26 protein-coding genes are annotated in these 25202 nt (G+C 63.2%); 9 read left to right on the forward strand and 17 right to left on the reverse strand.

Going from position 1 to position 25202, the window contains the following annotated elements; genetic code table 11:
• From AWB83_RS09420 to AWB83_RS09435, 4 genes are all read left to right on the forward strand, one after another.
• Positions 1-915, forward strand: coding sequence for a LysR substrate-binding domain-containing protein (locus AWB83_RS09420; RefSeq protein WP_087044574.1), 915 nt, complete (start codon positions 1-3; stop codon positions 913-915).
• 174 nt (positions 916-1089) lie between these two features.
• Positions 1090-2448, forward strand: a complete 1359-nt coding sequence (locus AWB83_RS09425; protein ID WP_096059364.1) for an NAD(P)H-dependent oxidoreductase — start codon at positions 1090-1092, stop codon at positions 2446-2448.
• A gap of 34 nt (positions 2449-2482) precedes the next feature.
• A complete protein-coding gene (locus tag AWB83_RS09430; protein ID WP_087044578.1) occupies positions 2483-2803 on the forward strand; it encodes a putative quinol monooxygenase in 321 nt (106 codons plus the stop codon).
• On the forward strand, positions 2800-3693 hold the full coding sequence (locus tag AWB83_RS09435; RefSeq protein WP_208636731.1) for an NAD(P)-dependent oxidoreductase: 894 nt from the start codon (positions 2800-2802) through the stop codon (positions 3691-3693). Before AWB83_RS09430 ends, AWB83_RS09435 begins: the two co-directional genes overlap by 4 nt.
• Positions 3694-3824: 131 nt before the next feature.
• Here the strand turns inward: AWB83_RS09435 and rpiB are convergent, their stop codons facing one another.
• From rpiB to AWB83_RS09515, 16 genes are all read right to left on the reverse strand, one after another.
• The gene (gene rpiB / locus AWB83_RS09440) at positions 3825-4277 is read right to left on the reverse strand and encodes a ribose 5-phosphate isomerase B (protein WP_087044580.1); all 453 of its coding nucleotides are present in this window, start codon (positions 4275-4277) and stop codon (positions 3825-3827) included.
• 69 nt (positions 4278-4346) lie between these two features.
• On the reverse strand, positions 4347-5141 hold the full coding sequence (locus tag AWB83_RS09445; RefSeq protein ID WP_208636732.1) for a transporter substrate-binding domain-containing protein: 795 nt from the start codon (positions 5139-5141) through the stop codon (positions 4347-4349).
• A 59-nt stretch (positions 5142-5200) separates the two neighbouring features.
• A complete protein-coding gene (locus tag AWB83_RS09450; protein ID WP_087044582.1) occupies positions 5201-6004 on the reverse strand; it encodes an amino acid ABC transporter ATP-binding protein in 804 nt (267 codons plus the stop codon).
• Positions 6001-6678: an amino acid ABC transporter permease gene (locus AWB83_RS09455; RefSeq protein ID WP_087044584.1), complete on the reverse strand. Its 678-nt coding sequence runs from the start codon at positions 6676-6678 to the stop codon at positions 6001-6003. Before AWB83_RS09455 ends, AWB83_RS09450 begins: the two co-directional genes overlap by 4 nt.
• Before the next feature lie 27 nt (positions 6679-6705).
• Positions 6706-7386, reverse strand: a complete 681-nt coding sequence (locus AWB83_RS09460; protein WP_087044586.1) for an amino acid ABC transporter permease — start codon at positions 7384-7386, stop codon at positions 6706-6708.
• Between the two features lie 30 nt (positions 7387-7416).
• Positions 7417-8391, reverse strand: a complete 975-nt coding sequence (locus tag AWB83_RS09465) for an NAD(P)-dependent oxidoreductase (protein ID WP_279629083.1) — start codon at positions 8389-8391, stop codon at positions 7417-7419.
• Positions 8376-9101: a FadR/GntR family transcriptional regulator gene (locus AWB83_RS09470; protein ID WP_087044590.1), complete on the reverse strand. Its 726-nt coding sequence runs from the start codon at positions 9099-9101 to the stop codon at positions 8376-8378. Before AWB83_RS09470 ends, AWB83_RS09465 begins: the two co-directional genes overlap by 16 nt.
• A gap of 265 nt (positions 9102-9366) precedes the next feature.
• A complete protein-coding gene (locus AWB83_RS09475) occupies positions 9367-10317 on the reverse strand; it encodes an ABC transporter substrate-binding protein (protein ID WP_087044757.1) in 951 nt (316 codons plus the stop codon).
• Between the two features lie 132 nt (positions 10318-10449).
• On the reverse strand, positions 10450-12159 hold the full coding sequence (locus AWB83_RS09480) for a dihydroxyacetone kinase family protein (RefSeq protein WP_087044592.1): 1710 nt from the start codon (positions 12157-12159) through the stop codon (positions 10450-10452).
• Between the two features lie 45 nt (positions 12160-12204).
• Entirely contained in the window at positions 12205-13347 is a 1143-nt protein-coding gene (locus tag AWB83_RS09485; RefSeq protein WP_087044594.1) for an ABC transporter ATP-binding protein, read from the reverse strand.
• 49 nt (positions 13348-13396) lie between these two features.
• Positions 13397-14836, reverse strand: a complete 1440-nt coding sequence (locus AWB83_RS09490) for an FGGY-family carbohydrate kinase (protein WP_087044596.1) — start codon at positions 14834-14836, stop codon at positions 13397-13399.
• Positions 14837-14838: 2 nt separating this feature from the next.
• Positions 14839-15828: a zinc-dependent alcohol dehydrogenase gene (locus AWB83_RS09495; RefSeq protein WP_087044598.1), complete on the reverse strand. Its 990-nt coding sequence runs from the start codon at positions 15826-15828 to the stop codon at positions 14839-14841.
• A gap of 22 nt (positions 15829-15850) precedes the next feature.
• Complete coding sequence (locus AWB83_RS09500) at positions 15851-16675, reverse strand: carbohydrate ABC transporter permease (RefSeq protein ID WP_244197643.1); 825 nt, start codon at positions 16673-16675, stop codon at positions 15851-15853.
• Positions 16672-17550 carry a carbohydrate ABC transporter permease gene (locus AWB83_RS09505; protein ID WP_087044761.1) on the reverse strand — a complete coding sequence of 293 codons (879 nt, stop codon included), beginning with the start codon at positions 17548-17550 and terminating at the stop codon, positions 16672-16674. Before AWB83_RS09505 ends, AWB83_RS09500 begins: the two co-directional genes overlap by 4 nt.
• A 152-nt stretch (positions 17551-17702) precedes the next feature.
• Positions 17703-19049, reverse strand: coding sequence for an ABC transporter substrate-binding protein (locus AWB83_RS09510; protein WP_087044600.1), 1347 nt, complete (start codon positions 19047-19049; stop codon positions 17703-17705).
• Between the two features lie 59 nt (positions 19050-19108).
• Complete coding sequence (locus AWB83_RS09515) at positions 19109-19882, reverse strand: GntR family transcriptional regulator (protein ID WP_087044602.1); 774 nt, start codon at positions 19880-19882, stop codon at positions 19109-19111.
• Positions 19883-19991: 109 nt separating this feature from the next.
• Here AWB83_RS09515 and AWB83_RS09520 point away from each other — a divergent pair, with 109 nt between their 5' ends.
• Positions 19992-20885 (forward strand): class I fructose-bisphosphate aldolase, encoded by an 894-nt coding sequence (locus tag AWB83_RS09520; RefSeq protein WP_244197645.1) that lies wholly within the window; start codon positions 19992-19994, stop codon positions 20883-20885.
• A gap of 215 nt (positions 20886-21100) precedes the next feature.
• Here the strand turns inward: AWB83_RS09520 and AWB83_RS09525 are convergent, their stop codons facing one another.
• On the reverse strand, positions 21101-21994 hold the full coding sequence (locus AWB83_RS09525; RefSeq protein WP_087044606.1) for a LysR family transcriptional regulator: 894 nt from the start codon (positions 21992-21994) through the stop codon (positions 21101-21103).
• Between the two features lie 244 nt (positions 21995-22238).
• Between AWB83_RS09525 and AWB83_RS09530 the strand changes: the two genes are divergently transcribed.
• The 4 genes from AWB83_RS09530 (at position 22239) to AWB83_RS09545 (ending at position 25174) form a co-directional block, all read left to right on the forward strand.
• Positions 22239-22652 carry a (R)-mandelonitrile lyase gene (locus AWB83_RS09530; RefSeq protein WP_087044608.1) on the forward strand — a complete coding sequence of 138 codons (414 nt, stop codon included), beginning with the start codon at positions 22239-22241 and terminating at the stop codon, positions 22650-22652.
• A gap of 34 nt (positions 22653-22686) precedes the next feature.
• Positions 22687-23211, forward strand: a complete 525-nt coding sequence (locus AWB83_RS09535) for a (R)-mandelonitrile lyase (RefSeq protein WP_087044610.1) — start codon at positions 22687-22689, stop codon at positions 23209-23211.
• A gap of 127 nt (positions 23212-23338) precedes the next feature.
• Positions 23339-23986, forward strand: a complete 648-nt coding sequence (locus AWB83_RS09540; protein ID WP_244197646.1) for a carboxymuconolactone decarboxylase family protein — start codon at positions 23339-23341, stop codon at positions 23984-23986.
• A 147-nt stretch (positions 23987-24133) separates the two neighbouring features.
• Positions 24134-25174, forward strand: a complete 1041-nt coding sequence (locus tag AWB83_RS09545) for an aldo/keto reductase (RefSeq protein WP_087044614.1) — start codon at positions 24134-24136, stop codon at positions 25172-25174.
• The last annotated feature ends 28 nt before the right edge of the window (positions 25175-25202 follow it).

Genomic DNA, 25202 nt, shown 5'->3' on the forward strand with positions numbered 1-25202 from the left:
ATGTATCTGCCGTTGCGCGCCATCAGTGTCTTCCACGCTGCCGCAAGTTCGGGCAGCATCTCGCGGGCGGCCGCCGAGCTGAACGTCACGCCGTCCGCGGTCAGTCAGCAGATCCAGTCGCTCGAGACGCATCTGGGCACGGCGTTGATGACGAAGGTCGGACGGGGCGTCGGGTTGACTGAAGCGGGCGAGCGCTACTTCGCGATGATCTCCGAAGAGATCGACCGGATCGCCGAAGCGACTCAACGAATGCGAGGATTGCGCTCCGTCACGCTGCTCACGGTGCGCGCCACGCCCACCCTCTCGACGAAGTGGCTTCTGCCGCGGCTACGCTCGTTCCTGGACGGTCATCCAGATCTCGAAGTGCGGCTCAACGGAACCAACGAAGTGACCGACTTCGCTCAGGACGCGGTCGATATCGAGATCCGTCATGGAAGCGGGCAATGGCCGGGCGTGTACGTCGAAGCGTTGGCCGAGGAGACCTTCTTGCCGGTCTGTTCACCCGCTTACTGCGCAGCGGCCAGTCTCGATGCGGCGGACCTGCCGCGCCACCGTCTCATCCACTCCGTGAAGTCCCAGGTCCAGTGGCCATACTGGTTTTCGGCAGCGCAGACGCCACCGTTCGATCCGGGCCAGCGCGTCCTCTTCGACCGCAGCCACATGGCGATCGACGCCGCCGTCGACGGCATGGGTATCGCACTCGAAAGCACGTTGATGATGTGGCGCGAACTGCGTGACGGCACGCTCACGTGCCCGGTCAGGCAACCTCCGGACATCCGCCTGAAGACGCAATGGATCGTTTGCCCGTACGAGCATCTGCATAAAAAGAAGGTCACGCTGTTTCTCGACTGGCTGCGCGCGGAGCGTGCGGCCTGGGAAGCGGCGTCGGGCGCGTCCGCCGTGCACGGATCATGAAGCGTGACTTAAAGATCGGATCGGAAATGTTAATTGTTCTGGTGCAAGCGCCTGACTACACTTGCTCGCAAGAAAGACGCATCGCTGTTCGGCTTTCGAATCCGACCAAGAGGCGCGTTGCCGCACGCCGGTCATGCGGCCGTGACCCATGATCTCAACCACAAAGGATTGCAAATGAATCTCTCCAGTCTGCTCCAGGCACGCAATGCTTCCGGGCGTCCGGTTCGCATCGGCCTGATCGGCGCCGGCAAGTTCGGCTCGATGGTCCTGTCGCAAGCACGCCATATCGAAGGTCTGCATGTGGTGGGCGTCGCCGATCTGGACGTCGGAAAGGCGCGCGCCTCGCTCGCGCGAGTCGGCTGGCCCGAGGCGCAATACGGCGCGAAGACCCTTGCGGATGCGGTCAGGACCGGCGCGACGTGCGTGCTCGACGATGCCGCCGCCCTCGCCGACTGCGGCGAGATCGAATGCATCATAGAAGCAACCGGCCACCCGATCGCGGGTGTGCGGCATGCACTCGCCGCGATCGACGGCGGCAAGCATGTCGTCATGGTCAATGTGGAAGCGGACGCCATGTGTGGCCCGCTTCTGGCAGCACGGGCTCGTGAGCGCGGCCTTGTCTACAGCATGGCGTATGGCGACCAGCCCGCGATCATCTGTGAACTCGTGGACTGGGTCCGCTCCTGCGGCTTCGAACTCACCTCGGCCGGCAAGGGGATGAACTTCGAGCCGCGCTACCGCTATTCGACGCCGGACACGGTGTGGGGCTTCTTCGGCTGGTCCGAGGAGGAAGTCGCCAAGGGGGATTTCAATCCCAAGATGTACAACTCTTTCACCGACGGCACCAAAGCGGCGATTGAAATGGCGGCGGTCGCGAACGGCACCGGTCTCGACTGCCCGGACAACGGCCTCGCGTTTCCGCCGACCGGCCTGCACGATCTCGCGCGCGTGTTCCGGCCCGCGGCGGACGGCGGACGCCTCGCGCGCAGCGGCCTTGTCGACATCGCAGCGAGTCAGGAGCCGGACGGCCGCGAAGTGTTCAACAACATTCGGTATGGCGTATTCGTGACGTTCAAGGCACCGAACGAGTATGCGCGCGCCTGCTTCAAGCAGTACGGTCTGCTGGTCGATCCGTCGGGCTGGTATGGATCGATGTGGCGTCCGTTCCACATGATTGGTCTCGAGACCAGCGTGAGCGTGCTGTCCGCCGTGCTGCGCGGAGAGGCGACCGGGACATCCAGGGAATTCCGCGGCGACGCCGTCGCAACGGCCAAGCGGGATCTCAAGCCTGGAGAGATGCTCGATGGCGAGGGCGGCTATGCGGTGTGGGCCAACGCCATTCCCGCAGCGAAAAGCCTGGCGATCGGCGGCTTGCCTATCGGCCTTGCGCACAACGTGAAGCTCAAGCGCCCGGTCGCCAAGGACAGCATCGTGCGCTTCGAAGACGTGGAGCTCGAACGCGATCTCGACGTCGTCGCACTGCGCCGCGAAATGGAACAAAGCGCGCTCGGCCAGCAAGCCAAGGCGGCGTGAAGCGGACACCATGAAATCGAATGGAGAAGCCCGCATGAAGAGCCAGTCAGGGGTGTCGACGCCGTTTGTGGTTATCGCGGAATTCGAAGTGAAGCCCGAATGTCTTTCCGACTTTCTCGCGCTCGCCCGCGATGACGCCCAGCACTCTCTCGCCGACGAATCCGGCTGCCGCCAATTCGATATCGTCCGCGTCGAGGATACGACGCCGCGGGTCGTGTTCTATGAGGTGTACGACGATCGCGCGGCTTTCGATGCGCACTTGCAGACCCCGCACCTGAGTCGCTTTCGTGGGGGCTTTCCGGCGCTGATCGTCGCGGAACGCCCGGTACGCTTCGGCGCACGCGAGCATTCATGATGCGGACATCCCTCACCGTGGGCTTTCTTGGCACCGGCATCATGGGTTCGCCCATGGTTCGCCGGATCGCCGGAGCCGGATATCGCGTCGCCGCGTGGAACCGCACGCGCGACAAGGCGGCGCCGCTCGTCTCGGCGGGCGTCGGAATCGTCGATCAGGCGCGCGACGCCGTATGCGATGCCGACGTCGTGGTCTGCATGCTGAGTTCGGGGCCGGCGTGCGACAGCCTGCTGCTTGGCGAGCGCGGCATCATCGCGGCCATGCGTGCCGGAAGCGTGCTGATCGTGATGAGCTCGATTCCGGTCGACACCGCGCAACGCCACGCCCACGCTGCCGCGGCGCACGGCATCGGCTATCTCGACGCGCCCGTATCGGGGGGCGAACGGGGTGCGCAGGATGGGACCCTCGCGATCATGGCGGGCGGTGATGCCGACGTTTTCGAACGATCGCGCGCATTGCTGCAGACGATGGGTCGTCCAACTCGTATTGGCCCGGCTGGTACGGGCCAACTCGCGAAGCTCGTCAACCAGATGATGGTCGCGAGCACCATTGCCACCGTCGCGGAGGCGATGCTGCTGGCGGAGCAGGGAGGCGCCGACCCCGCCCAGGTGCGCGCGGCACTGCTCGGCGGCTTCGCGGACTCGACCATCCTTCGTCAGCATGCCGCCCGCATGATCACGCGCGACTTTACGCCCGGCGGACCGGCAAAGTATCAGGTCAAGGACACGAAGACCGCGCTCGCCTTTGCTCGAAACGTCGGGCTCAGTCTTCCGGTGCTGGGACTGGTAGACGACCTGTTCTCGGATATGGTCGAGCACGGCGATGGCGAACTCGACCATAGTGCGCTGATCCGTGAATTGCGCAGGCGCAATGGCTTGCCCGACTCGTGATCGGTCAACTGACAAGTCGATCGGCGTGTCGCTCATTCACGTGTCCGCGACAAGCGCGATTAGCGCTTTATGACTTCTTGTGTCTCGCCGAGCACGACCGCAGGACCGTGCTTCACGCGCTCTCTCCCCGCTTAGCCATTGAGGCTGTTTTCAAGCGCATTGAGCTTTTCCACGCGCCGGCGGAAATCCTCGTCGGTTGAGAATTCGGCACCGAGAAACGCGTCGATGAGATCCGTCGCGAGCCATGCACCGACGATCTGCGCGCCGAGGCACATGACGTTGACATCGTCGTGCTCGACCGACTGATGCGCGGAATGCACGTCATGGCACACCGCCGCGCGAATGCCCCTGATCTTGTTCGCTGCAATCGATGCACCGACTCCGGTGCCGCACACCATGATGCCGCGCTCGGCGCGCGCCGCCAGCACTTCGCTCGTCAGAAGCTGCGCGATGTCCGGAAAGTCGACGGGCGTATCGCTGAAGCCACCGACGTCGATCACTTCGTGTCCCAACGATCTGATATGGCCGATCACCGTGGACTTCAACGACCATCCCGCGTGATCCGAACCGATTACGATGCGCATTCCATGCTCCCTTTGTCTTGTTGAACGTCGCGGCGCGCCACGCGCACGCCTTGGTTGCTTCGATTCTGCTCAACGCATCTGAGGAGGCAGATCGTTGCCGTGGTACTTCTTGTAGATGGCGTTGAGCTTGCCGTTCTTCAGGTTCGCATCGATCCACTCGTTGAGTTTGGCGAGCAACTGCGTTTCGCCTTTTTTCACGCCGACCGCCAGATCGAATACATGCAACACGACTTTTTTCTCGAACGGCCGATCGGGCGTCTTCTTCGTGATCTGGTTGACGATGGTGAGGGACGTCGCGATCAGATCGCACTGGCCGCTCACCGCGGCGGTCACGTCGGTCGCGTCGTCGTCGTAGCGGGCAACCTGAAAGCCCTTGTCGCGCGAGATCTTCGTCAGCTCGACGTCCTGCGTCGTGCCGCGCGTGACGCAGACGGTGCGGCCCTTCAGATCGTCGATGCTCTTGACCGGCACGTCCTTGCGCCCGCCGATGACCGATTCGAGCACCGCGTAAGGCTTCGAGAAATCGATCACCTTGGCGCGCTCGGGTGTCACCGACAGTGTGGAGATCGCGATATCCGCCTTGCCGGTCTGCAGATTCGGAATGCGCGTCGCGCCAGTCGTCTGCACGAAATCGAGCTTGAGCCCCCAGTCCTTCGCGAGCAGTTGCGCGGTTTCCACGTCCGATCCGATCGGCTTCATGCTCGCGTCCATCATGCCCGAGGGCGGAATGGCGAGATCGGTCGCGACGCGGATCGATTTCGACTTCGCGATGTCGTCGAGGACATCCGCGTGCACGGCGCCGGCGGCCGCGCCCAGAACACAGGTCGTGATCGCGGCAAGGGTGAACTTCCTGCTTGTCATCATGATGATGCGGTCTCCTGGTTGATAAGGAATATAGTGGTATGAATGTGTTCAGACGCGCTCTAGAGATCGCAGTCGAGGAATTGCTGCAATTCGGCCGATCCCGGCGCGCGCATGATCTCCGGGCCGCCGCGTTCCCAGACGCGTCCCTGATGCATGAAAAGCACCTGATCCGCGACATTGCGCGCAAAGCCCATTTCGTGCGTCACCATGATCATCGTCATGCCGCCGGCCGCGAGGTCCTCGATGACGCGCAGCACTTCGCCGGTCAGTTGCGGATCGAGCGCCGAGGTGACTTCATCGAACAGCATGACCTTCGGCTGCATCGCGAGCGAACGCGCAATGGCAGCGCGTTGCTGCTGACCGCCCGAGAGCTGCTCGGGATAGTGATCGGCCTTGTCCGCAAGTCCCACGCGCTTGATGGCCTCGCGCGCCAGCTCGCGCGTCTCGCGCTTCGGCACGGATTTGGCCAGACGCGGCGCGAGCGCGATGTTCTGCTCGACCGTCAGATGCGGAAACAGGTTGTATTGCTGAAACACGATGCCGACATCCAGCCGCAGCGCCTTGAGCGAGACGTTCGGATCGTCCACGCGATGCCCGCACACCGTGATCTCGCCGCGATCGATCTCTTCGAGGCGATTGATGCAGCGCAGGGCCGTGCTCTTGCCGGAGCCGCTTCGTCCGATGATCACGGTCACCGTGCCGCGACCCACGTCGAAGCTCACGCCATTCAGCACCTGCGTGGCGCCAAAGCGCTTGTGCACGTCCTCGACCACGACGACCGGATCGGCGGCCTGCGGAAGGATTGCCGAAGCGCCGGCATCGTAAAGCTCGGCCCCCTTGACCGGCTGAGGAAATTCAGTCATGCGCGATTGGCCTCCAATTTCAGCGCCCGCGCGAATCCGGTGCGGCGTTCCAGCGAGCGGCTAAGACGCGAGATCGGGTAACACAAACAAAAATAGACCGCGGCGATGATCAGATAGACGATGAACGGCTGGAACAGCGAGTTATTGATGATCTGCCCGGACCGTGCGAGCTCGACGAAACCCACCACCGATGCGAGCGAGGTGTTCTTGATGATCTGCACCATGAAGCCGACCGTAGGCGGCGTGGCGATTCTGACGGCCTGCGGGAGAATGACCCGGAACATCCGCTGTGTGCGACCGAGCGCGAGACACTCCGCAGCTTCCCATTGCGGCTTCGGCACGGACTGGATCGCGCCGCGCCAGATCTCGCCGAGATACGCGCTGACATTGAGCGTGAGCGAAGCGCCCGCCGCGACGAGCGGTGAAATCGTTACGCCTAAAGTTGGCGATCCGAAATAGGTCACAAACATGACGACCAGAAGCGGCGTTCCCTGTATCAGCTGCACGTAGCCGGTTGCGGCCATCCGCACACCTTCGCGCGGCGAAATGCGCGCCAGCGCGACGAGAAAGCCCACCAGTCCGCCGCCGATCAACGCCACCAGCGAGAGCACGACCGTCCAGAGCGCTCCGTCGATCAGAAACTCGAGGTGAGTGGCGTTCAGATGTCCAGGCATTTCGATATCCGTTGTAGTGACCGTGCGTCAGAGCGGCGTGCCGAGCCTGCGGCGTCGCGGAAACAGCCAGGCGCCCAGTGCCCAGAAGCCGATTCGCATCAGCAGCGACAGCGCCACATAAGCCACCGCGACGACGAGATACGTCTCCAGCGGCCGATACGTCTCCGACTGAACGAAGTTCGCCACCGCGGTGAGCTCTTCCGTCGATATCTGCGAGCACACCGACGACGCGAGCATCATCAGCACGAACTGGCTCGTGAGCGCGGGATAGACGCGCTCCAGGCCCGGCAGCAGGATAACGTGGCAATAGACCTGCAGGCGCGACAGCCCGAGACATTCGGCCGCCTCGATCTGGCCGCGCTGGATCGAATCGAAGCCCGCGCGCATGATCTCGGCCGCGTACGCGCCCACGTTGATGACCAGCGCGAGGATCGCCACGGTGACCGCGGAAAGCCGCAATCCCATGCTCGAGAGACCGAAATAGACCAGGAAGATCTGCACGAGCAACGGCGTGTTGCGGATCGCTTCGACATAGCCGCCGCAGAGTGCGGCAAGCCAGCCGATCGAGCTGCGGCGGCCGATCGCACACAAGGTGCCGATGAGAAATCCCAGCATCGTCGCCGCGACCGCGAGGATCAGCGACAGGAACGCGCCTTCCATCAACTCGGGCCAGTGCTCGAGCACGACAGAGAAATCGAGGTTCGTCATGGCGATGAGAGCGAGGTGCGAAACAGGCGCTTAGCCGGCGCTCTGGCCCGTCATGCGGTCGTACACGCGGAACAACGCCTGATTGCCGTTGCGTCCCTCGCCGTGCGCGACCGCGTCGAGATATTGGTTCGTCACCAGCGCCGATGCCGGCAGCGGCACGTTGAGCGTGTGCGACTGCTCCTGCACGAGACGCAGATCCTTGAGCATCAGATCGATGCGAAAGCCCGCGGACGCGTCGCCGTCGATCATCGCGGGCCCGAGCTTGTCCATCATCCACGACGCCGCCGAGCCGCCCAGCAGCACCTCGCGCAATTGCTTGAGATCCACGCCCGCAGCGCGACCGAGTGCGAGCGCTTCGCAGATCGCCTGGATGTTGATGCCGCAGATGAGCTGGTTGCAGAGCTTCACGGTCTGGCCCGCCCCGCTCGCACCAACGTGCGTGATCGTGGTGCCCATCGCCTCGAAGAACGGCGACGCCATCTCGAACGCCTGCGCCGTGCCGCCGGCCATGATGGTCAGCGTGGCGTTCTTCGCGCCGATGGGACCGCCTGACACCGGCGCATCGACGTATTCGATGCCCTGCGCCGCGCACTGCGCATGCATGCGCCGTTCGGCTGCGGGCGCGATCGTGCTCATGTCGATGATCAGACGCCCCGCCGGCGGATGCGCGAGCAGCCCCTCCTCTCCGAGCACGACCGCTTCCACGTCGGGCGTGTTGGGCAGCATCGTGATGGCTGCGTCCGCGCCCTGCGCCGCGTCGGCGACACTGCTCGCCGCATGGGCGCCAAGCGCCGCGAGTTCGTCGACTGCTTCACGGCGCACGTCGAACACGCGCACGGCGATACCCGCCTTCATCAGATTCAGGGCCATCTCGCGCCCCATGGTACCCAGACCAATGAAACCCGCCGTGCGCGGCGCTGTGCTCTGTGACATCGAATCCCCTTTCTGATCTCTTTCAGGAATGGTGAAAGCGCTGGACCGCCCTGCGCTCAGGAAGACTTCCATTCGGTTGCGGCCTTGTGCCGGTACTCGTCGCCGATGCTGAAGTGCTCGCGCAGAATCCGGTCGGCCGCCTCTTCGTCGCGATCGACGATGGCCTGAAAAATCCGCCGATGATCCGCGATGACGCGCGACTTGATATCCGGATGCATCTGCACGGTCTCGCGGCGGTTGCGATGTGAATGCATCAGCAACGCGGCGACCGTGCTGTGCAGGTTCATCAGCGTCTTCGAGCCGCCCGCCTGCACCAGCGCCGCGTGGAATTCGAAATCCGCCTGGCTGCCCAGCTCGAGCTGGTCGACGGTGGCCTCGATCCGATCGATCGCGGCGCGCAGGCGCTCGAGGTCGGCGAGCGTCGCGCGGCGGCACGCGAGCCGGATGGACTGGCACTCGATCGCGACGCGCGCCTCCATCACGTCTTCGACGACGTCCTTCTCCTGCGCGAGTGCGAAGGCGAAGAACTCCCCGAGCGTGGACACGTCCGGGCGGCGCACGATGGTCCCGATGCGTTCGCGGATCTCGACGGCGCCGATCATCGACAGCGCCCGCAGCGCCTCGCGCACCACGGGACGGCTCACGCCGAGCTTCAACGCGAGATCGCGCTCGGGAATGAGCTTGTCGCCGGGCTGTATGGCACCTTCCAGCAGCAGGTCGCGGAGGAAGGAAAAGACCTTCTCGAAGCCCTTGCTGTCCTCCTCTTGCCGAACGATTTGCATGACATCTCTTGCGGTAAAACCGTGGTAAGACCAGAAGATAAAGGAAGGGATGATCGTTACCTATACGGGCTTTCCCGAAGCGCCGCATCGATCCACGTGGTCCGGGCCGGCGCTGATCAGGCCGTGCGTAGGCCGTGCGACGCACGCCTTCGGTTTTTACTTGCGGTGAAAGGCATTGATTCGAATGTCCGTTGCTCGCAAGGCCAGGTCGCCTCACCCGATCAACTCCTTGCGGGCCGGAACAACCGGAGAAACGGCGCAATGGTTAGCGCGGCGCCGTCCATCCTTTGTAGTTCCCGACGTTATCCCGCGTGACCAGCGTCGATGGCATCAGAGTCATCGCCTGGGCGGGCGGCTTGCCATTCATGATGTCGTAGCCGATCGTGACGGCTTGTTGGGCCATCGTGTAAGGATCCTGGCTCGACGAGGCCTGGATCAGCGAGTCGGGTGACTTCAGCGCGGTTTCGATTTCGGGAGCACCGTCCACGGACGTGATGAAGAGGTCTTTCCGGCGCAACTGTTTCGCGGCGAGGTCGCTTCCGAGCGCTTGCGGGTCGTTGATCGCGAATACGGCATCGATCCTCGGATAGCGGGTGAGATACCCCTGCATCGCATTCATGCCGCCTTCGCGAGAGGCCTTGCCGTCCTGATCGTCGGACAGCACCTTGATACCCGGATTCTTCGCCAGCACCGCCTTGCACGCACTGACACGATCCACGATGGATGACACCTGAGGCCCGTTCTCGATGATCACGTTGCCCTTGCCGTTGAGTTTCTTCACGATGTACTCACAGGCCAGCTGCCCGGCTTGCAGATTGTTGGTCTGGACCGTGGCGTTCGCGCCGGCCGAGGCCACGTCCACCGCCACTACCACGATGCCCGCGGCTCGCGCACGCATGACGGCAGGCTCGATCGCCTTCGGGTCGGCCGAATTCAGCAAGATCATGTCGACGTGTGCGGAGATGAAGTTGTCCATCTGCGTGAACTGCTTGTTCAGGTCGTATTCCGCCGACACCGAAGTCACTTTCGCGTCGGGGTTGATCTGCTTCGCGCGCGCTTCGGCGCCCTTCACCACCGTCACCAAATACGGGTTGCCGAGCGAACCCACGGTAATGCCGATCGACTTGAGCGGCTTGCCGTCGGCATGGGCTGTTGCCGTCGCCATCATCCCGAGCGCGAGCGCGGCGCTCGCGAGTACACCTTTCTTCTTGAACATGTTCTCCGTCTCCGAGGAGGTCCGTTTGCGCTTTCTGGCGACGAAGGGACCCGCTTCGCCGCCTGGCAAAGTTTCGATGTGAACTTGGGAGCCCGGCCTGTCGATCGTCAGGCCGGGCAATCAGGCATGCGCTCAGCGAGCGCCGATCTGCTGCTTCAATGCATCGAGCCACAGCGCGACGGCGACCGCTCCACCATCGGGTACGCCGACTGCCCGCGCGCCCAGATAGCTCGCGCGGCCCACGCGCGGCATCATATTGGCGGTGTCCTCTGCCCCCTTCCGAGCAGCGGAAACAGCGGCAACCCAAGCGTCTTGCGCAGACTTGCCGGCATTCAGCGCTTCCGCGAAGGTGTTCGCGGCGGGCAGCAAGGCATCGAGCATCGTGCGATCGCCGGCCTTTGCGCCGCCCAGATCGCTGATGGATTGCACCGCTTCCCTGAACGCCAGGGCCCAGTCCTTCGCGTCAGGTTCGACACTCGCGCTCAGATGGCGCGCTGCACGCATCAACGCGGTCGCGTAGAACGGGCCCGAGCTGCCCGCGATGGCCTTGCGCAACGCTGCGCTCAAGGCGGATAGCGCACGATCGGGCGCGCCGAGTGCGCCAGGCGGCACGTCGAGCATCGCCTGCCCCGCCCGTTTCATGCTCGCGCCCAAGTCACCATCTCCGGCGAGCGAATCGAGTTCGGTCAGCCTGGGCTCGTTCGCGATCAACGCATTTGCGACGGATTCCAGGGCCGGTCGGATGCGCTCCCCCCAACCCCTGGCGGATTCGCTTTCCGCATCGGCTTCCAGCGTGGGTGGCTCGGCGGTAACATCGATATGAATTGCGCGATTGACCGCGCCGCTGCCCGGCCATGCATGTGCTTGCGTCGGCGCATCCAGCAGGTCGAGCGTCGCGTCATCCACACGCAGAAGCGAGATCGAACAGCCCGGCATGTTCAATGCCGACAGCAACGTGCCCGCCCAGGCGCGCTCGATCCGCATGTCGCGGCGAGCGAGATTGTCATGTGCCGCGCGCAGCACGATATCCAGTTCCATTTGCGGCGTTGCACCCAGACCGTTCACGAGCAAAGCGACACGTTCGCCGCTCTTCAGATGCAGGTCGTCGACGATGTTGGAAACGAGCGTATCGGCGAGTTGATCCACGGGCATCGGCTTCGTTCGCTCGACGCCCTTTTCGCCGTGGATGCCGAGGCCGAGCTCGATCTCATCGTCGGCAAGCACGAAGCCGGATTTGTCGATGCCCGGCAGGGTGCAGCCGTCGAGCGCGACGCCCATCGTGCCAAGTCTGCCTGCGGCGTCACGCGCGATCGTCGCCACTTCGTCGAGCGCGAGTCCACGAGCCGCGGCGGCACCCGCAATCTTGTGAATCAGCACCGTCCCCGCGATGCCGCGACGCTGACTGCGTCCCGCTTGATGGCGCAGGGACACGTCGTCCGCAACGATCACGACTTCGACCGGAATGTTCTCCGAGCGGGCCAGTTCCGCGGCCAGCCCGAAGTTGAGGCGGTCGCCCGTATAGTTCTTGACGATGAGGAGTGCGCCACTCGGTCCCGCAGTCGCACGAATCGCCGCGAGCACCGCGTCGGTCGAGGGCGAGGTGAACACCTGCCCGCACACCGCCGCGCTCAACATGCCCGCGCCGACATATCCTCCGTGGGCGGGCTCATGGCCGCTCCCGCCACCGGAGATGACGGCGACGGTGCGGTCGGTGCTTTCATTCTGGTCGCGGCGCACGAGCACGTTCTCGTCACCGAGAATCGCGACGTTCGGCGCTTGCCGGGCAATCCCTTCGAGCATCTCGCGCACGACGTCCGCAGGGTTGTTGATGAGTTTTTTCATGACGAATTTCCGGAAGGCGTTATCGATGTCTCTCCGCTCATGCGATCAGGCGGCGCGAACGAGCGCGGCACGGCTTTCGGCCTCCTGTTCGGCGAGTACCGAACGCTCGCTTCCGGTATCGAACGCGTGCGGCGTGTCGGCCTTGTGCCTGAGGGTGATCGATCTGCCGACCTCCAGTCCTTCGCGACGTTCGAACTGCGCCATGACAACCGCGTCTCCGGTCGACACCTGGACCATGACCTGCGAGCCGAGCGGCTCGATCAGTTCGATGCGGCCGCGCACGAAACCGGCGCCGCCTTGCACGCTCTCCCCCTCATCGGCCGGGAAGAGATGCTCGGGCCGAATGCCTGCGATGACCTTGCCCTTGCCGGACTCCGCCAGCGCCCGGCTCACATGCTCGGACGTGCGCAACTCAAAGCCAGCGCCTTGCAATACCTGCCCGTTGCCTTGCACGCTCGCGTCGAGAAAATTCATCGACGGACTGCCGATGAAGCTCGCGACAAACTTGTTGACCGGTTCGTCATAAATTCGCTGCGGCGTATCGATCTGCTGTGCCACGCCATTCCTCATTACGATGACGCGATGGCCCATCGTCAAAGCTTCGAGCTGGTCGTGCGTGACGTAGAAGGTCGTCACTCTCAGGCGGCGGCAGAGCTTGATGATCTCGCCTCGCATGTCCACCCGCAGCTTGGCATCGAGGTTGGACAGCGGCTCGTCCATGATGAAAATGCGTGGCTCGCGCACGATCGCACGGCCGAGTGCGACGCGCTGACGCTGACCGCCCGAGAGCGCAGCCGGCTTGCGTTCCAGGTATGGCGTGAGTGCCAGCGATTCGGCGACCTGCCGAACGCGCTCGTCGATACGCGCCTTGGACCATTTGCGCACTTGCAGGCAGAACGCGATGTTGTCGTAGACGGTGAGGTGCGGATACAGCGCGTAATTTTGAAAGACCATCGCCACATCCCGCTCGGTGGGCGTCTGGTCCGTGACGTCGGCGCCATCGATGAGAATCGAACCGGAGGACACGTCTTCGAGTCCCGCGATCATGCGCATCGTCGTGGACTTGCCGCAGCCCGACGGGCCGACAATGACGATGAATTCACCGTCCACGGTCTTCAGGTTGAGCGAATCGACGGCATTGGCACCGGCAAAGGACTTCTTGAGATTGCGTAATTCGACGACTGCCACGGTTGTCTCCTTTAATCGATTAGGCGGGGTGCGGCCTTTTTTTCATGCACTAGGCGGCCCGCTGATGCCGAAGTTCCTCGACGAAGGCGCGGAACCGAATGAAGTTGCGTTCGTACAGGTCTTGCCATTCCGGATAGGGCTGAATGAATCTCACGTTTCGCTTCAACGGCGCGCGGTCAGCGCCAAGCGCGTCCTGAGCGATCAATGCGACACCGAGCGCCGTGAGCTCGTCCTCTTCGACCGCGGCCACGGGTTCGCCAAAGACGCTCGCCCGCAGACGCAACAGTGCGTCGGAGCGCGCCCAACCGCCGATCGAATAGATCGGATTTGCCGGGGCGCCCGCTGCGCGAATCGAGTCGCGCATGCAGCGTGCATAGAACGTCGCGGCGTCGACCGATGCCCGGAGCCGATCCGGCGCAGTCGATGGGCCCGGCCGCAACGCATGGTCGATCGCGGCAAGGACGTCCGTCATCGGCGCCGGTTCACCCGGTGCGACCTCGCCCGAAAGAAAAGCGCTCAAGCCGGACGCGCGAAACCTTTCGAGCGACGCGGCAAACTCGAATACGCCGAGACATGCCACGCCGGACTGGCCCAGGGCGGGGACGGAAAACGCCACGTACGGGTCCGCGCGCGGTGCCAGCGCTGCAACCTCGTCATACATGAGGTTGGCCGTGCCGAGCGAATCCACCAGTACGTGCGACCTGAGCCGACGCACGGCGGAGGCAGCGACCGGATGATCGTGGCCGCCGGCCACCAGCAGCGTATTGCCGTCCGCGGCGCCATGTGCGAGCAACGAGCCTGTTGCCACTGTTCCGACCGCTGTGCCGGCCGCAACGACGCGCGGTAGCGGCAAGGCACCGGATGCATCGAGCAGCGATGCGATCCACTTTCGGTCGAACACGTCGTAGCACGCGGTTCGTGCGGCCAGGGTCTCGGTCATGAACGGCGTCTGACTCCACCACGCGGCCGGAAAGTCCGTCAGCGCCAGCCAGAGGTGCGCCTTGCGGGCAACCTCGGGACGATGCTGTCGCAGCCACTTCCATTTCGCCGCCGTGCGAGAGAAGTCGATCGCGACGCCTGCGCGGACGCATTCGCCGACCTGCGCTCTCAGCTGCAGGGCTTCCCTCTCCGCGCGCCGGTCGAACCACGGAATGGCGAGATCGAGCGGACGCAGATCCGAGGCAACCGGCACGCCGTCCTCGCCCACGCCCGTCACGGCGATCGCCAGAAGCGGCGAGACCGCACCCGTCGCGCTCCAGCCTTCGATGATCATCGCCTCGAGCGTCGACACGAGGGCGAGCGCATCCGTCGCCGGACGGCCTTCATCGATCACGCGGGGCACCGCGAGAGCTTTCGTCCACACCGTGGTCGCGTCTTTGTCGACGAGCGTGACCTTGACGTTGGTCGAGCCAACGTCGATGCCGCAGACAAGTCCCTCTGGGTGATCAGGGCGATCAGGGCGATCAGGGCGATCGGTCGCAAGCGTCATGATCAATCGAACCGCAGCTGCGTTTTGACGGACGTGCCCGACGACATCCTTTGCACGGCCGTGGCGAACTCCCACACGGAAAACGTGTCGCCGATGATCTTGCCTGCGTTCCGTGCCACGTCATACATCAGGTCGACCGCGGCGGGAAACTGGTTCGCGAGAGAGTTCGAGCCGATGATGCGCAACTCGTGCTCATAGACCGTGAACGGATTGATGTCGACGGTGGCTTCGACATGGTGGACACCGACCTGCACCAGCACGCCGGTCTTGCGGATGTGTTTCAACGCTTGCCGCAACGCGGGCATCGCGCCGGCCGCCTCGAACACGACTTCGTATTTCTCGCCTTCGATCGCATCGGGCGTTGCAACCTTATGCGCGCCGACATCGCGTGCGATCTGATGCTTGCCGACATTCGGATCGACGACCGTCACTTCGGCCGCGCCGAGATGCTTTGCGATGATGGCAGTCAGTAGCCCCATCGTGCCCGCGCCGATCACCAGCACGCGCCTGTCTTTCACGCCCTGCGACGACTCGACCGCATGCAGCGCGCATGCGAGCGGCTCGATCAGGGCGGCTACGCCATGACCGATGTCCTCGCGCACGACATGCGCGTTCTTGCCTGGTACTGCGGCCTGCTCCGCCGCGGCACCCCCGCGGCCGACGCCGATGGGCGTGAGCGCATTGCACAGATGAGGTTTGCCTTCGCGACACCACTCGCACACGCCACACGAAACATTGGGATTCACCGCGACGAAGTCGCCCTCACGGATGCCCTTGACCTCGCGTCCCACCGCGAGCACGTGTCCGGCGAACTCGTGCCCCGGCGTGACGGGATAATTCGTGCCCGGAAAACCGTGCTGGCAGATATGCAGATCGGTCCCGCAGATGCCGCACGCGAGCGGCCGAACTACAATCTCGTCCGCTTTTGCTACCGGGTCCGGCACTTCCACGACGTCGATCGTGTGATTGCTTTGGATACGCACTGCGCGCATTTCATGACCTCGATGATATGTTTTATCGGACCGCGCCAAATGTGAGACCGCGTGTCAGGCTCTTTTGTGCGAGCCAGCCCGCCACTACGACAGGGATGTTGAGCAGCGTCGCCACCGCCGCGACCTGCGCCGTGTATAGCTCGCCGAAGCTCAGGAACTTCTGCAGGAACACAGGCAGCGTGCTCGATGTCGTCGTCAGGTTCACCGCGAGGAAGAACTCGTTCCACGCGAAGATGCCGCACAGGAGCGCCGTCGATGCAAGGCCCGGCATGATGAGGGGCACCACGACCAAGAGCAGTTCGCGGAAGAATCCCGCGCCGTCCACACGCACCGCATCGAACACTTCCACTGGAATTTCGTTCATGAACGAGCGGATCATCCAGATGGCGAGCGGCAGATTCATCGACGTGTAGACGATGATGAGTAGACCCGCCGTGTTGAGCAGGTTCAGGCTTTGCGCGACGAGGTAGATCGGCACGATGCCCGCTGCGATCGGCATCATCTTCGTCGAAATGAAGAAGAACAGCACATCACGCCATTTTTCGACGGGGCGCACGGCAAGTGCGTAGGCTGCGGGCACGGCAAGGCACACCACGATCGCGGTCGAGATGCCCGTCGCCAGCACGGAATGCAGCACGAACGCGCCAAAGTCGTTGTCGAAGATGCGGCGATAGTGATCGAAGGTCGGTGCGAAGAAGAGCTTCGGTGGCGAGCTCACGGCGTCCTGTTCTGTCTTGAAGCTCGTGAGCACCATCCACGCGATGGGCGCGAACATGGCTAGCGCGCCGACCCATGTCAGCACGCTCAGCACGACGTCGAAGGCCTGGTTGCGGTCCTTGCGGCTCATGCGCGGCCTCCCGTCTTGAAGATGCCCGCGACGACCTTGAGCATCGGCATCACTAGCGCAATGGCGATGACAAGCGTAATGACGCCATACGCCGATGCCTGTCCGAGATCGAATGCGCTGAACGCTTCGAGATAGACGTAATACGACAGATTGGTGGTTGCGTACGCGGGGCCGCCTGAAGTTAGCGTGGCGATCGCCGCAAAGTTTTCCAGCACATACATCGACGCGAGCAGCGCGGTCAGTTCGAAGAACGGGCGCAGATGCGGCAGCATCAGTCGTCTGAAGGTCATCCAGCGACCGGCGCCGTCGATGGATGCAGCCTCGGTCACTTCCACCGGGAAGGACTGCATGCCCGCAAGCAGAATCAGCAAGGCAAACGACGACCACTGCCATGCGGTCAGGAAGATGATCGAAAGGCGCGGATATTCGCTCACCCAGTTCACGCGCCCGAGCCCGAGCGCCGAGGTTGACCATCCGAGCAGGCCGAAAGTCGGATCGAAGAGGCCCGCTTTCCAGAACAGCGCCGCAGCAACCGGCATGACGAAGAACGGCGTGACCGCAAGCGTGCGCGCAACGGCGCGTCCGGGAAAACTGCGCGAAAGCCCGAGTGCGAGCAGCGTGCCGACGACGATCGCGCCCACCACGATGCTCACGGTCATGAATGCCGTATTGCCGATGGCCTTCAGGAACACGGGGTCGCTCACGGCATCGATGTAGTTCTTGAAGCCGACGAAACGCCGCGCACTCGTCGAGACGAGATTCCAGCGAAACAGGCTATAGAACGCCGTGATGAAAAATGGCGCCTGCGTCACGGCGATGACCACGAGCAATGCCGGCAGAAGCGGCGCCCTCAACTGCCAGACCTTCCGATGCATGCGCGCTCCGCGAGCCGCGAGCCGGGCGTCGTCAGCCGGCGCGGCGGTTGCTGTTGAATAAGGCATGAGCATTCTTTCCAGGTTGATGCGACCGGCAGCGCTGCCGCCGGCGTCGTACTGCTGCCTATCGATGCGCAACGTCATGCGCCGTGTCACTTGAGGTAACCCGCGTCCTCCATGATGTCCTTCGTCTTCTTCTCCGACGCGGCAATCGCCTGGTCTACCGACATCTGCCCGCTGATTGCGCCGGCGATCTGTTGGGAGGAAAAGTCGCCGATCTGCTCGAACTCAGGAATATCGACGTACTGCACCCCGGTGTACGGGACGGGTTTGACCGTCGGATGCAGCGGATCGGCCGCGTTGATGGACGCGAGCGTCAGGTCGCCGAATGCCTGGACGGCCTTCTTGTATTCAGGAATTTGATAGGTCGACGTGCGCGATCCCGGCGGCACCTGGCCCCAACCCGCTTTCTGGCCGGCCAGCTTGATGTATTCGGGGCTCGTGAGCCACGCGATGAGCTTCCACGCGGCATCGCGGTTGCGGCTGGTGCTCGGGATCGACAGGCCCCATGCCCAGAGCCATCCGGATGCTTTGGTCGCTTTCACGGGCGCCATCGCGAAGCCGATGTTCTCGCGCAGACCAGGCGCCGCCTGATCGAGCACCGGACCGGCAAACACGGTGTCGTCGTACCACATGGCCGCATGGCCTTGCGAAAAGAGTTGCAGGCATTCCTGCCAGCCGTCCTTGGCCGCGTCCGGCTGCCCATGCTCGCGCAGCAGGTTCACGTAGAACGTGATCGCCGCTTTCGACTCGGGTGAAGAAAGCGCCGGTTGCCATTTCTCGTCGAACCAGCGCCCGCCGTAAGTGTTGATTACCGTCGTCAGGGACGCGAGATTCTGACCCCAGCCCGGCACGCCGCGCAGGCAGATACCGGATACGCTCGCGCTCTTGTTGTCGAGCTTGGCCGCGAACTGCGCGATCTGATCCCATGTCGGGTTCGCCGGCATCGTCAGGCCCGCCTTGGCGAACAGGTCCTTGCGATAGAACATGAACGAGGATGAACCGTAGAACGGCGTGGCGTACAGATGGTCCTTGTACGACACCAGATTGCGGATCGGCTTGAGCAGGTCGCCCTGATTCCACGCGGTGTCGGCCTTCGCGTACGAATCGAGATCGACGATCCAGCCCTTCTGCGCCCACAGTGGTACTTCGTACGCGCCGATCATCACCACGTCGTACTGGCCGGACTTGGTCGCCACGTCCTTCAGGACAGCGGGACGCAACTGGTTCTCCGGTAGCGTCTGGAAACGGACCTTGATGTCCGGATACTTCTGCTCGAAGTTGCCGATCAGCTTCGCCGCAGTCTGCATTTGCGGGTTCGCGGCGAGCGCCACCGTCAACGTGGTTTCGCTGTACGCGAGGGTCGTGAAACCCAATCCCGCCGAGGCAACAAGACAGCTTTGCAGTGCGAGCGTGCGCAATCCGGCATGAAATGTCATTTAAGTCTCCTAACTTATTCTGTTGGTACGCCGGGATGTCCGGCGCGAAACGTTGGATTTCAGTCGTTGTTCAGTGCGGCCTGCGCGTCCACAGTTACCTTCACCACGTCACTGCGCAGCCATGACGTGTAGAAATCGAAGGGCTTGCCGTCGGCGCCCCATGACACCGAGGTCACGAGCAGAAGCGGCGAGCCAACGGGCACTTCAAGCAGCGTGGACAGATCCCGTGTCGCGGCCACGGCCTCGACGCCACGGCGGGCGCGAAACACTTCGTACCCGGCCGCCTTCAGTGTGCGGTTCAATGAGGCGCCTGAGGTCAGGACCTCGCTGGACCGGAGTACGCTCTCGATTTCGAGCAGCAGATAGTTCACCGAGTACAACGCGAGCTGGCCATCCAGTCGACGCACGCGCGCCAGCCTGAAGCCGCCGATACCGCTGTCGAGATCCAGCGCTTGCGCAACCGCATCAGGCAGGATGCATCGTTCGGCTTCGAGGACCTTGGTCTCCACTGAGCGATGTTGCTCCACTTCCGCTTCGAAGAACCCCTGTGCGACCTGCAGGGTCCAGCCCGATTGCGCCTGCTCCGCGACGAACGCGCCCCGGCGCGGGATCATCTTGACCTTCCCTTGGTCCGCCAGATGCCGAAGCGTCTCCCGCACGGTCGAGCGGGCGAGCTCATAGTCGCGGCACAGGTCGCTCTCGGACGGCAGCCGGTCGCCGGGCGCATAGTCGCCACGGTCGATCGCCTGCATCATCAGCTGCGAGAGCTGAAGGTAATAGGGAACCGGCGACGAGCGGTCGATTCCAGGCGCGAGTGAAGAGACTGCATTCATACCGATGTTCGCGATGTAGGTGTTGTACGTACAAGACGCACCGAGTATAGGCGGCGGGTCGAGCGAAGAAAAGAGCGGGTTCTCCCCTACTTTTGTACGTTCTGTCCGTGTGTATCATACGGTACGTATTGTACGTACAACACGTACAGAAGCACTTTCTTCAACCGGGTGTCTGCAACACGGGTCGCTGCACCCGCATTTCGTCAAGGGATGCTCTCTCATGTCTATGGATTACCGCCTTCGCCGTACGCTGCCCGGTGACCGTGTCGCCATCATCATGCCGGTGGATCACGGCCTGATTTTCGATCGCATCGAGGGGCTGGAAACCCCCTCGGCGCCCTTTGCCGCCTGGGGCAAGCAGGATGTCACCGGCTTTATGATGACGCCGGGTCAGGTCCGGCAATCCGCCAGGTTCTTCGCGGCCAATCCGCATCTCACGCGCGTGTTGACCATCGACACGTATTACGACTATCGGCAGCAGGATGGCGGCGGCTCCCACGGGCTGATCACGAGCGTTGAAGAAGCGGTCCGCATGGGCGTCGATGCGGTAAAGATGCTCTTCCCCTGGAACATGTCGCGCGCAGAGCAGGTCGCAATGTGCACGCGCGTCGGGCAGGTCGTGAACGAATGCAACCGCTGGGAGATCCCGCTCGTGCTCGAACCCGTGCTGATCGGTGCGCCGCGCACGGAAGCGGTCATCGAGCAGGAAGAGAAAGTGGCGCGCATTGCCTACGATCTGGGCGCGCACATCATCAAGATCGCGTTCCCGGGCGAGGAGCGCACCCGGCGCCTGGTGGATGAACTGAAAGTGCCCCTCGTGATCGCAGGCGGTCCCCTGTCAGGCGAACCGGGCGATACCGTGGATGCGGTCGCGCAGACGATCCGGGCGGGCGCGCGGGGCGTCATTGTCGGACGCAATATCTGGCAGCGGGAGCCAGGCGCGGGCAAGAAAGTGCTGGCTGACATCGCCAGGCTCACGCGCCAAGTGAAGTTCGACGACTGATCCTTCAGACATGCGGGCGCTCCCGGTTGGTGCGGGCGTCCGCATCGCTCACTTGTCCCCAAAGCGTCACAACACGCCGGGGAACGTCGCTGGAGGAAGCGGGTTCAATCTCGACGGCTGCTGTCGAAGGAAGGCAAACGGCCGCAGACCGCCAGCCCTTTCGGTCTTCGACAGCCAAAAGCGAGCGCCACCGATGACCGACCTCGCAGCCGCTCTCAACCATTGAAACGTAACGTCTCGATCACCAACGCCAAAGCCGGGGAAATCTGGCGTCGGTTGGCATAGTAAAGGTGATAGCCGGGATACTGCGGCCACCATTCCTGCAGCACGGGTATCAGTCGACCCGCCGCCACGTGGGGTTCGATCAGATCGAATGGTACGTAGGCAAGCCCCGTCGCGTCCAACGCGGCCTGCAGCATCAGGGACGTGCTGTTGAAGACCGTCTGACCGTCTACCCGCACGTTGAACCAATCACCATCCTTTTCGAAGTCCCACGCATAAAGACCTCCGTGGGTTGGCAGGCGCAGATTGATGCACTGATGATCCGTCAGATTACGTGGCGTTTTCGGAACCGGACGTCCCGCGAAATACTCCGGTGAACCGGCCACGGCCATTCGAAAGGCAGGGCCGATGCACACGGCGATCATGTCCTTGTCTACGCGATCGCCCACCCGTACACCGGCATCGAAGCGTTGCGCTGCGATGTCCGTGAACGCGTAGTCCACGCTGAATTCAAGATGGATGTCGGGATACTCGCGCAGCAGCGATCTCAACCGCGGCCAGAGCACGGTGACGATGGCGTGATCGTGGGCCGTAATGCGCACGGTGCCAGCGGGCTTGTCTCGCAGCAAGGCAAGAGACGCCAGTTCTGCCTCGATCTCATCGAGCCGAGGCGCCAACGTCCCGAGAAGCCGTGCTCCAGCCTCGGTGGTGGAAACGCTGCGTGTGGTGCGCGTGAGCAGCCGCACGCCCAGACGTGCCTCGAGCGCCAGCATGGCATGGCTCAACGCCGAGCGGGAAACGCCCAGCTGCGCAGCGGCTCGCGTGAAGCTGCGCTCACGCGCGACCGTGACGAAGGCCTGAAGGTCGTTCAAATTTTCCTTTCGCATTGGTGAGCTCGTTGCACCATCGTGTGCAGATTTTCCTATCTTCTCAAACAATAGGCGCGCTTGTACATTTTTGGATGAGCGGTCGACGCACGAACGACGGCATAAGACTCCGGACCCGAACCATCATCTTGCCTACGCCGGCGCGAATCCGAGGCTGCCGCGAATGTCTCGGAAAGATGCTGCACGAATGCGGTCGGGCCGTGCGCCGTCCGAACCTTTACCTGGAAAACTGAAGGAAGAGATCATGGAACTGAAGCGTGCTGGCTCCCAGCCGTCCGTCAAAGGCCCTGCCGAGTTCTTTACCGGGATCGTTCGCATCGATCCGTTGAATAATCCGCCGGCGCCGGCGCGTGTGTCATGCGCCAGCGTGACCTTCGAGCCTGGTGCACGGTCCGCATGGCATACCCATCCGCTCGGACAGACGCTGATCGTGACGGCAGGTTGCGGCTGGACACAGTGCGAAGGCGAAGACATCGTCGAGATCCGCGCGGGCGACGTCATCTGGTGTCCGCCCGGACACAAGCACTGGCACGGCGCGACGCCCACGACGTCGATGACGCATATCGCCGTTCAGGAAGCGCTCGACGGCAAGAACGTCGAGTGGCTCGAGCACGTCACCGATGAGCAGTACCTGGTCGGACCCAGAGACGGCCAGTGAGGTCCAGACGCGCTCGCGAACGAGGAAAACAGTCATGAACAAGACTCTCGATGTTGTCGCGGCATGCATCGCGATGCTGCCGGTCGTCATGGCCGGCGCAGCCCAGCCGGTGCCGGTCGAAGCGTCTCCGGCAGCGAGCCAGCAGCTCACACCCGCGGGCGCGCAGGCCTCTGCTGCGGGACCGGCCGGATACTTCACCGGTCGGGTGCGCGTAGACCCGTTATCGCCGGCCAACGACACCATCAATGTGTCGAGCGCCTACGTGACCTTCGAGCCCGGCGCCCGCTCGTCCTGGCACACGCATCCCAAGGGCCAGTTCCTGGTGGTGACCTCAGGCGTCGGCCTGACCCAGGAGTGGGGCCGACCCGTCGAGGTAATTCGTCCCGGCGACGTCGTATGGTGTCCGCCCGGCATCAAGCATTGGCACGGCGCGGCGGCGAACACGGCGATGACCCATCTGGCCATCACCGGCACCGTCGACGGCAAGAACGTGAACTGGATGGAGAAAGTCACCGATGCGCAATACGACGCCCGGCATGATGTCTCTTCACACGACTGATCAACCTCCGCCCCTTCGGCGTAGTCGATGGCTTCCAGCCTTGGCGCTCGGGATGGCGGTGGCGGCCGGGACGTCGCTCTGTCTCGCCCAAAGCGTGCCGGCTGCGGCACTAGAGGGACATACGAAGATGGATAGCGAACAGACACTTACCGCGAAGCAGCAAGCGATTGCTCCAATCGCAGCCTTTGCGGCGACCGGTGACATGGCCCGTCTCGACAATGCGCTGAATCAGGGATTGGACGCTGGACTGAGCGTGAGCGAGGTCAAGGAGATGCTCGTGCAGCTCTACGCCTACGCCGGTTTTCCCCGCAGCCTGAATGCGCTCGGTCAGTTGATGAAGGTAATCGACGCGCGCCGGCACCGCGGGATCGAGGATGCGCCCGGTCGCGAGCCGGGCCGGCCCATCCCGACCGGCGAGGCGCTCCTTGCCGCCGGCACCGCCAATCAGACGAAGCTGGCAGGGACACCGGTGAAGGGACCGCTGTTCGACTTCGCGCCTGCCATCGATCGGTTCCTGAAGACGCATTTGTTCGGCGACATCTTCGAGCGCGACAACCTTGACTGGCAGAGCCGCGAGCTGGCTACCGTGGGAGCGCTGGCCGCGCTCGACGGCGTTGAGCCGCAACTGCAAGCGCACATTCGTATCAGTCTGAACGTGGGCCTGAGCGCGTCCCAGTTGCGTCAACTGGCGCAGGCGTTGCACGAACGCGGCGACCCCGCCGCGGCCGCGCGCGTGCAGGCTGCGCTCGGCAAACAACTGGCGACCGACAGCTAAGTCGTCGATCCGTAGCGGATCGTGGATGGACCGCCTCCGCGATCGCGGCGATATTCATATCTGCAGGCCCTTTGGCCGAGCGAATCATGCGCGTGTCGCCAGGCAAGGAAACGGTTCTCTCGCTGCTTCATATTTTCGGGCTTGAACATGTCATTTGAATCCACCGAACCGCGCTTGCCCGTCATCACCCAACAACGCACGTTGGGAACGGGCAGCAACCGCATGCAAGTCTCCGCACAGGGCTTTGGCGTGATGGGGATGAGTTACAACCGCGGCCGCCCCCCCGATCGGAACGCGATGATCGCCTTGCTTCGGCGGGCTGCGGAACGCGGCGTCACGCTGTTCGACACCGCGCAGATCTACGGACCGCTGGTCAACGAGGAATTAGCGGGCGAGGCGCTTTATCCCTACCGGAACAAAGTGAGCGTGACGACGAAGTTCGGGCATGGCATCGTCGACGGGAAGCATGTCGTCGGAAAGCTGGACAGTCGTCCCGCGACCATTCGCCGCGTCGCGGAGGAATCGCTCAAGCGCCTGCGGGTCGAGGCCATCGATCTCTTCTATCAGCATCGGCTCGATCCGGACGTGCCGATCGAAGACGTTGCGGGCGCCGTGAAAGACCTGATCCGGCAAGGCAAGGTGAAACGGTTTGGGCTCTGTGAAGTGGGTGTACAAACCATCCGCCGTGCCCACGCCGTGCAGCCGGTGACTGCCGTGCAAAGCGAATATCACTTGATGTGGAGAGAACCGGAATCGGACGTCTTTCCTGTGCTGGATGAACTCGGCATTGGATTTGTCCCCTACAGCCCGCTTAACCGTGGATTTCTCACAGGCGCAATCAACGAATACACGCGCTTCGATTCCGGCAATGACAATCGCAATACGTTGCCGCGTTTCACTCCGGAAGCAATACGGTCCAACCTGGCGCTCGTCGAGGTGCTTGACGCTTTCGGCAAGACTCGCGGCGCGACATCGGCGCAAGTGGCGTTGGCATGGCTGATGGCACAGAAGCCGTGGATCGTTCCCATTCCGGGCACCACCAAGCTGGCGCATCTGGACGAGAACCTTGGGGCGGCCGACTTGACGTTGACGCCCGACGAACGGCGCGAACTCGAAAGCGCCGTTGCGAAGATTCAAATCGTCGGTGATCGGTATCCGACTGAACAGCAACGACAGATCTCACGCTGACATCGCGGCGATTTCACGAAAGGCAACA

This window comes from Caballeronia ptereochthonis (assembly GCF_001545075.1).
GTDB classification, from domain to species: Bacteria; Pseudomonadota; Gammaproteobacteria; order Burkholderiales; family Burkholderiaceae; genus Caballeronia; species Caballeronia ptereochthonis.

What these genes read in the sequence shown, in the direction of transcription:
- AWB83_RS09510 (WP_087044600.1), bottom strand. Translation starts at nt 19,049, where the DNA reads ATGACATTTCATGCCGGATTGCGCACGCTCGCACTGCAAAGCTGTCTT.
- rpiB (WP_087044580.1), bottom strand. Translation starts at nt 4,277, where the DNA reads ATGCGCATCGTAATCGGTTCGGATCACGCGGGATGGTCGTTGAAGTCC.
- AWB83_RS09530 (WP_087044608.1), top strand. Translation starts at nt 22,239, where the DNA reads ATGGAACTGAAGCGTGCTGGCTCCCAGCCGTCCGTCAAAGGCCCTGCC.
- AWB83_RS09450 (WP_087044582.1), bottom strand. Translation starts at nt 6,004, where the DNA reads ATGACTGAATTTCCTCAGCCGGTCAAGGGGGCCGAGCTTTACGATGCC.
- AWB83_RS09545 (WP_087044614.1), top strand. Translation starts at nt 24,134, where the DNA reads ATGTCATTTGAATCCACCGAACCGCGCTTGCCCGTCATCACCCAACAA.
- AWB83_RS09535 (WP_087044610.1), top strand. Translation starts at nt 22,687, where the DNA reads ATGAACAAGACTCTCGATGTTGTCGCGGCATGCATCGCGATGCTGCCG.
- AWB83_RS09540 (WP_244197646.1), top strand. Translation starts at nt 23,339, where the DNA reads ATGGATAGCGAACAGACACTTACCGCGAAGCAGCAAGCGATTGCTCCA.
- AWB83_RS09430 (WP_087044578.1), top strand. Translation starts at nt 2,483, where the DNA reads ATGAAGAGCCAGTCAGGGGTGTCGACGCCGTTTGTGGTTATCGCGGAA.
- AWB83_RS09500 (WP_244197643.1), bottom strand. Translation starts at nt 16,675, where the DNA reads ATGAGCCGCAAGGACCGCAACCAGGCCTTCGACGTCGTGCTGAGCGTG.
- AWB83_RS09475 (WP_087044757.1), bottom strand. Translation starts at nt 10,317, where the DNA reads ATGTTCAAGAAGAAAGGTGTACTCGCGAGCGCCGCGCTCGCGCTCGGG.
- AWB83_RS09480 (WP_087044592.1), bottom strand. Translation starts at nt 12,159, where the DNA reads ATGAAAAAACTCATCAACAACCCTGCGGACGTCGTGCGCGAGATGCTC.
- AWB83_RS09525 (WP_087044606.1), bottom strand. Translation starts at nt 21,994, where the DNA reads ATGCGAAAGGAAAATTTGAACGACCTTCAGGCCTTCGTCACGGTCGCG.
- AWB83_RS09470 (WP_087044590.1), bottom strand. Translation starts at nt 9,101, where the DNA reads ATGCAAATCGTTCGGCAAGAGGAGGACAGCAAGGGCTTCGAGAAGGTC.
- AWB83_RS09490 (WP_087044596.1), bottom strand. Translation starts at nt 14,836, where the DNA reads ATGACGCTTGCGACCGATCGCCCTGATCGCCCTGATCGCCCTGATCAC.
- AWB83_RS09505 (WP_087044761.1), bottom strand. Translation starts at nt 17,550, where the DNA reads ATGCATCGGAAGGTCTGGCAGTTGAGGGCGCCGCTTCTGCCGGCATTG.
- AWB83_RS09445 (WP_208636732.1), bottom strand. Translation starts at nt 5,141, where the DNA reads ATGATGACAAGCAGGAAGTTCACCCTTGCCGCGATCACGACCTGTGTT.
- AWB83_RS09455 (WP_087044584.1), bottom strand. Translation starts at nt 6,678, where the DNA reads ATGCCTGGACATCTGAACGCCACTCACCTCGAGTTTCTGATCGACGGA.
- AWB83_RS09420 (WP_087044574.1), top strand. Translation starts at nt 1, where the DNA reads ATGTATCTGCCGTTGCGCGCCATCAGTGTCTTCCACGCTGCCGCAAGT.
- AWB83_RS09435 (WP_208636731.1), top strand. Translation starts at nt 2,800, where the DNA reads ATGATGCGGACATCCCTCACCGTGGGCTTTCTTGGCACCGGCATCATG.
- AWB83_RS09465 (WP_279629083.1), bottom strand. Translation starts at nt 8,391, where the DNA reads ATGGAAGTCTTCCTGAGCGCAGGGCGGTCCAGCGCTTTCACCATTCCT.
- AWB83_RS09515 (WP_087044602.1), bottom strand. Translation starts at nt 19,882, where the DNA reads ATGAATGCAGTCTCTTCACTCGCGCCTGGAATCGACCGCTCGTCGCCG.
- AWB83_RS09460 (WP_087044586.1), bottom strand. Translation starts at nt 7,386, where the DNA reads ATGACGAACCTCGATTTCTCTGTCGTGCTCGAGCACTGGCCCGAGTTG.
- AWB83_RS09425 (WP_096059364.1), top strand. Translation starts at nt 1,090, where the DNA reads ATGAATCTCTCCAGTCTGCTCCAGGCACGCAATGCTTCCGGGCGTCCG.
- AWB83_RS09495 (WP_087044598.1), bottom strand. Translation starts at nt 15,828, where the DNA reads ATGCGCGCAGTGCGTATCCAAAGCAATCACACGATCGACGTCGTGGAA.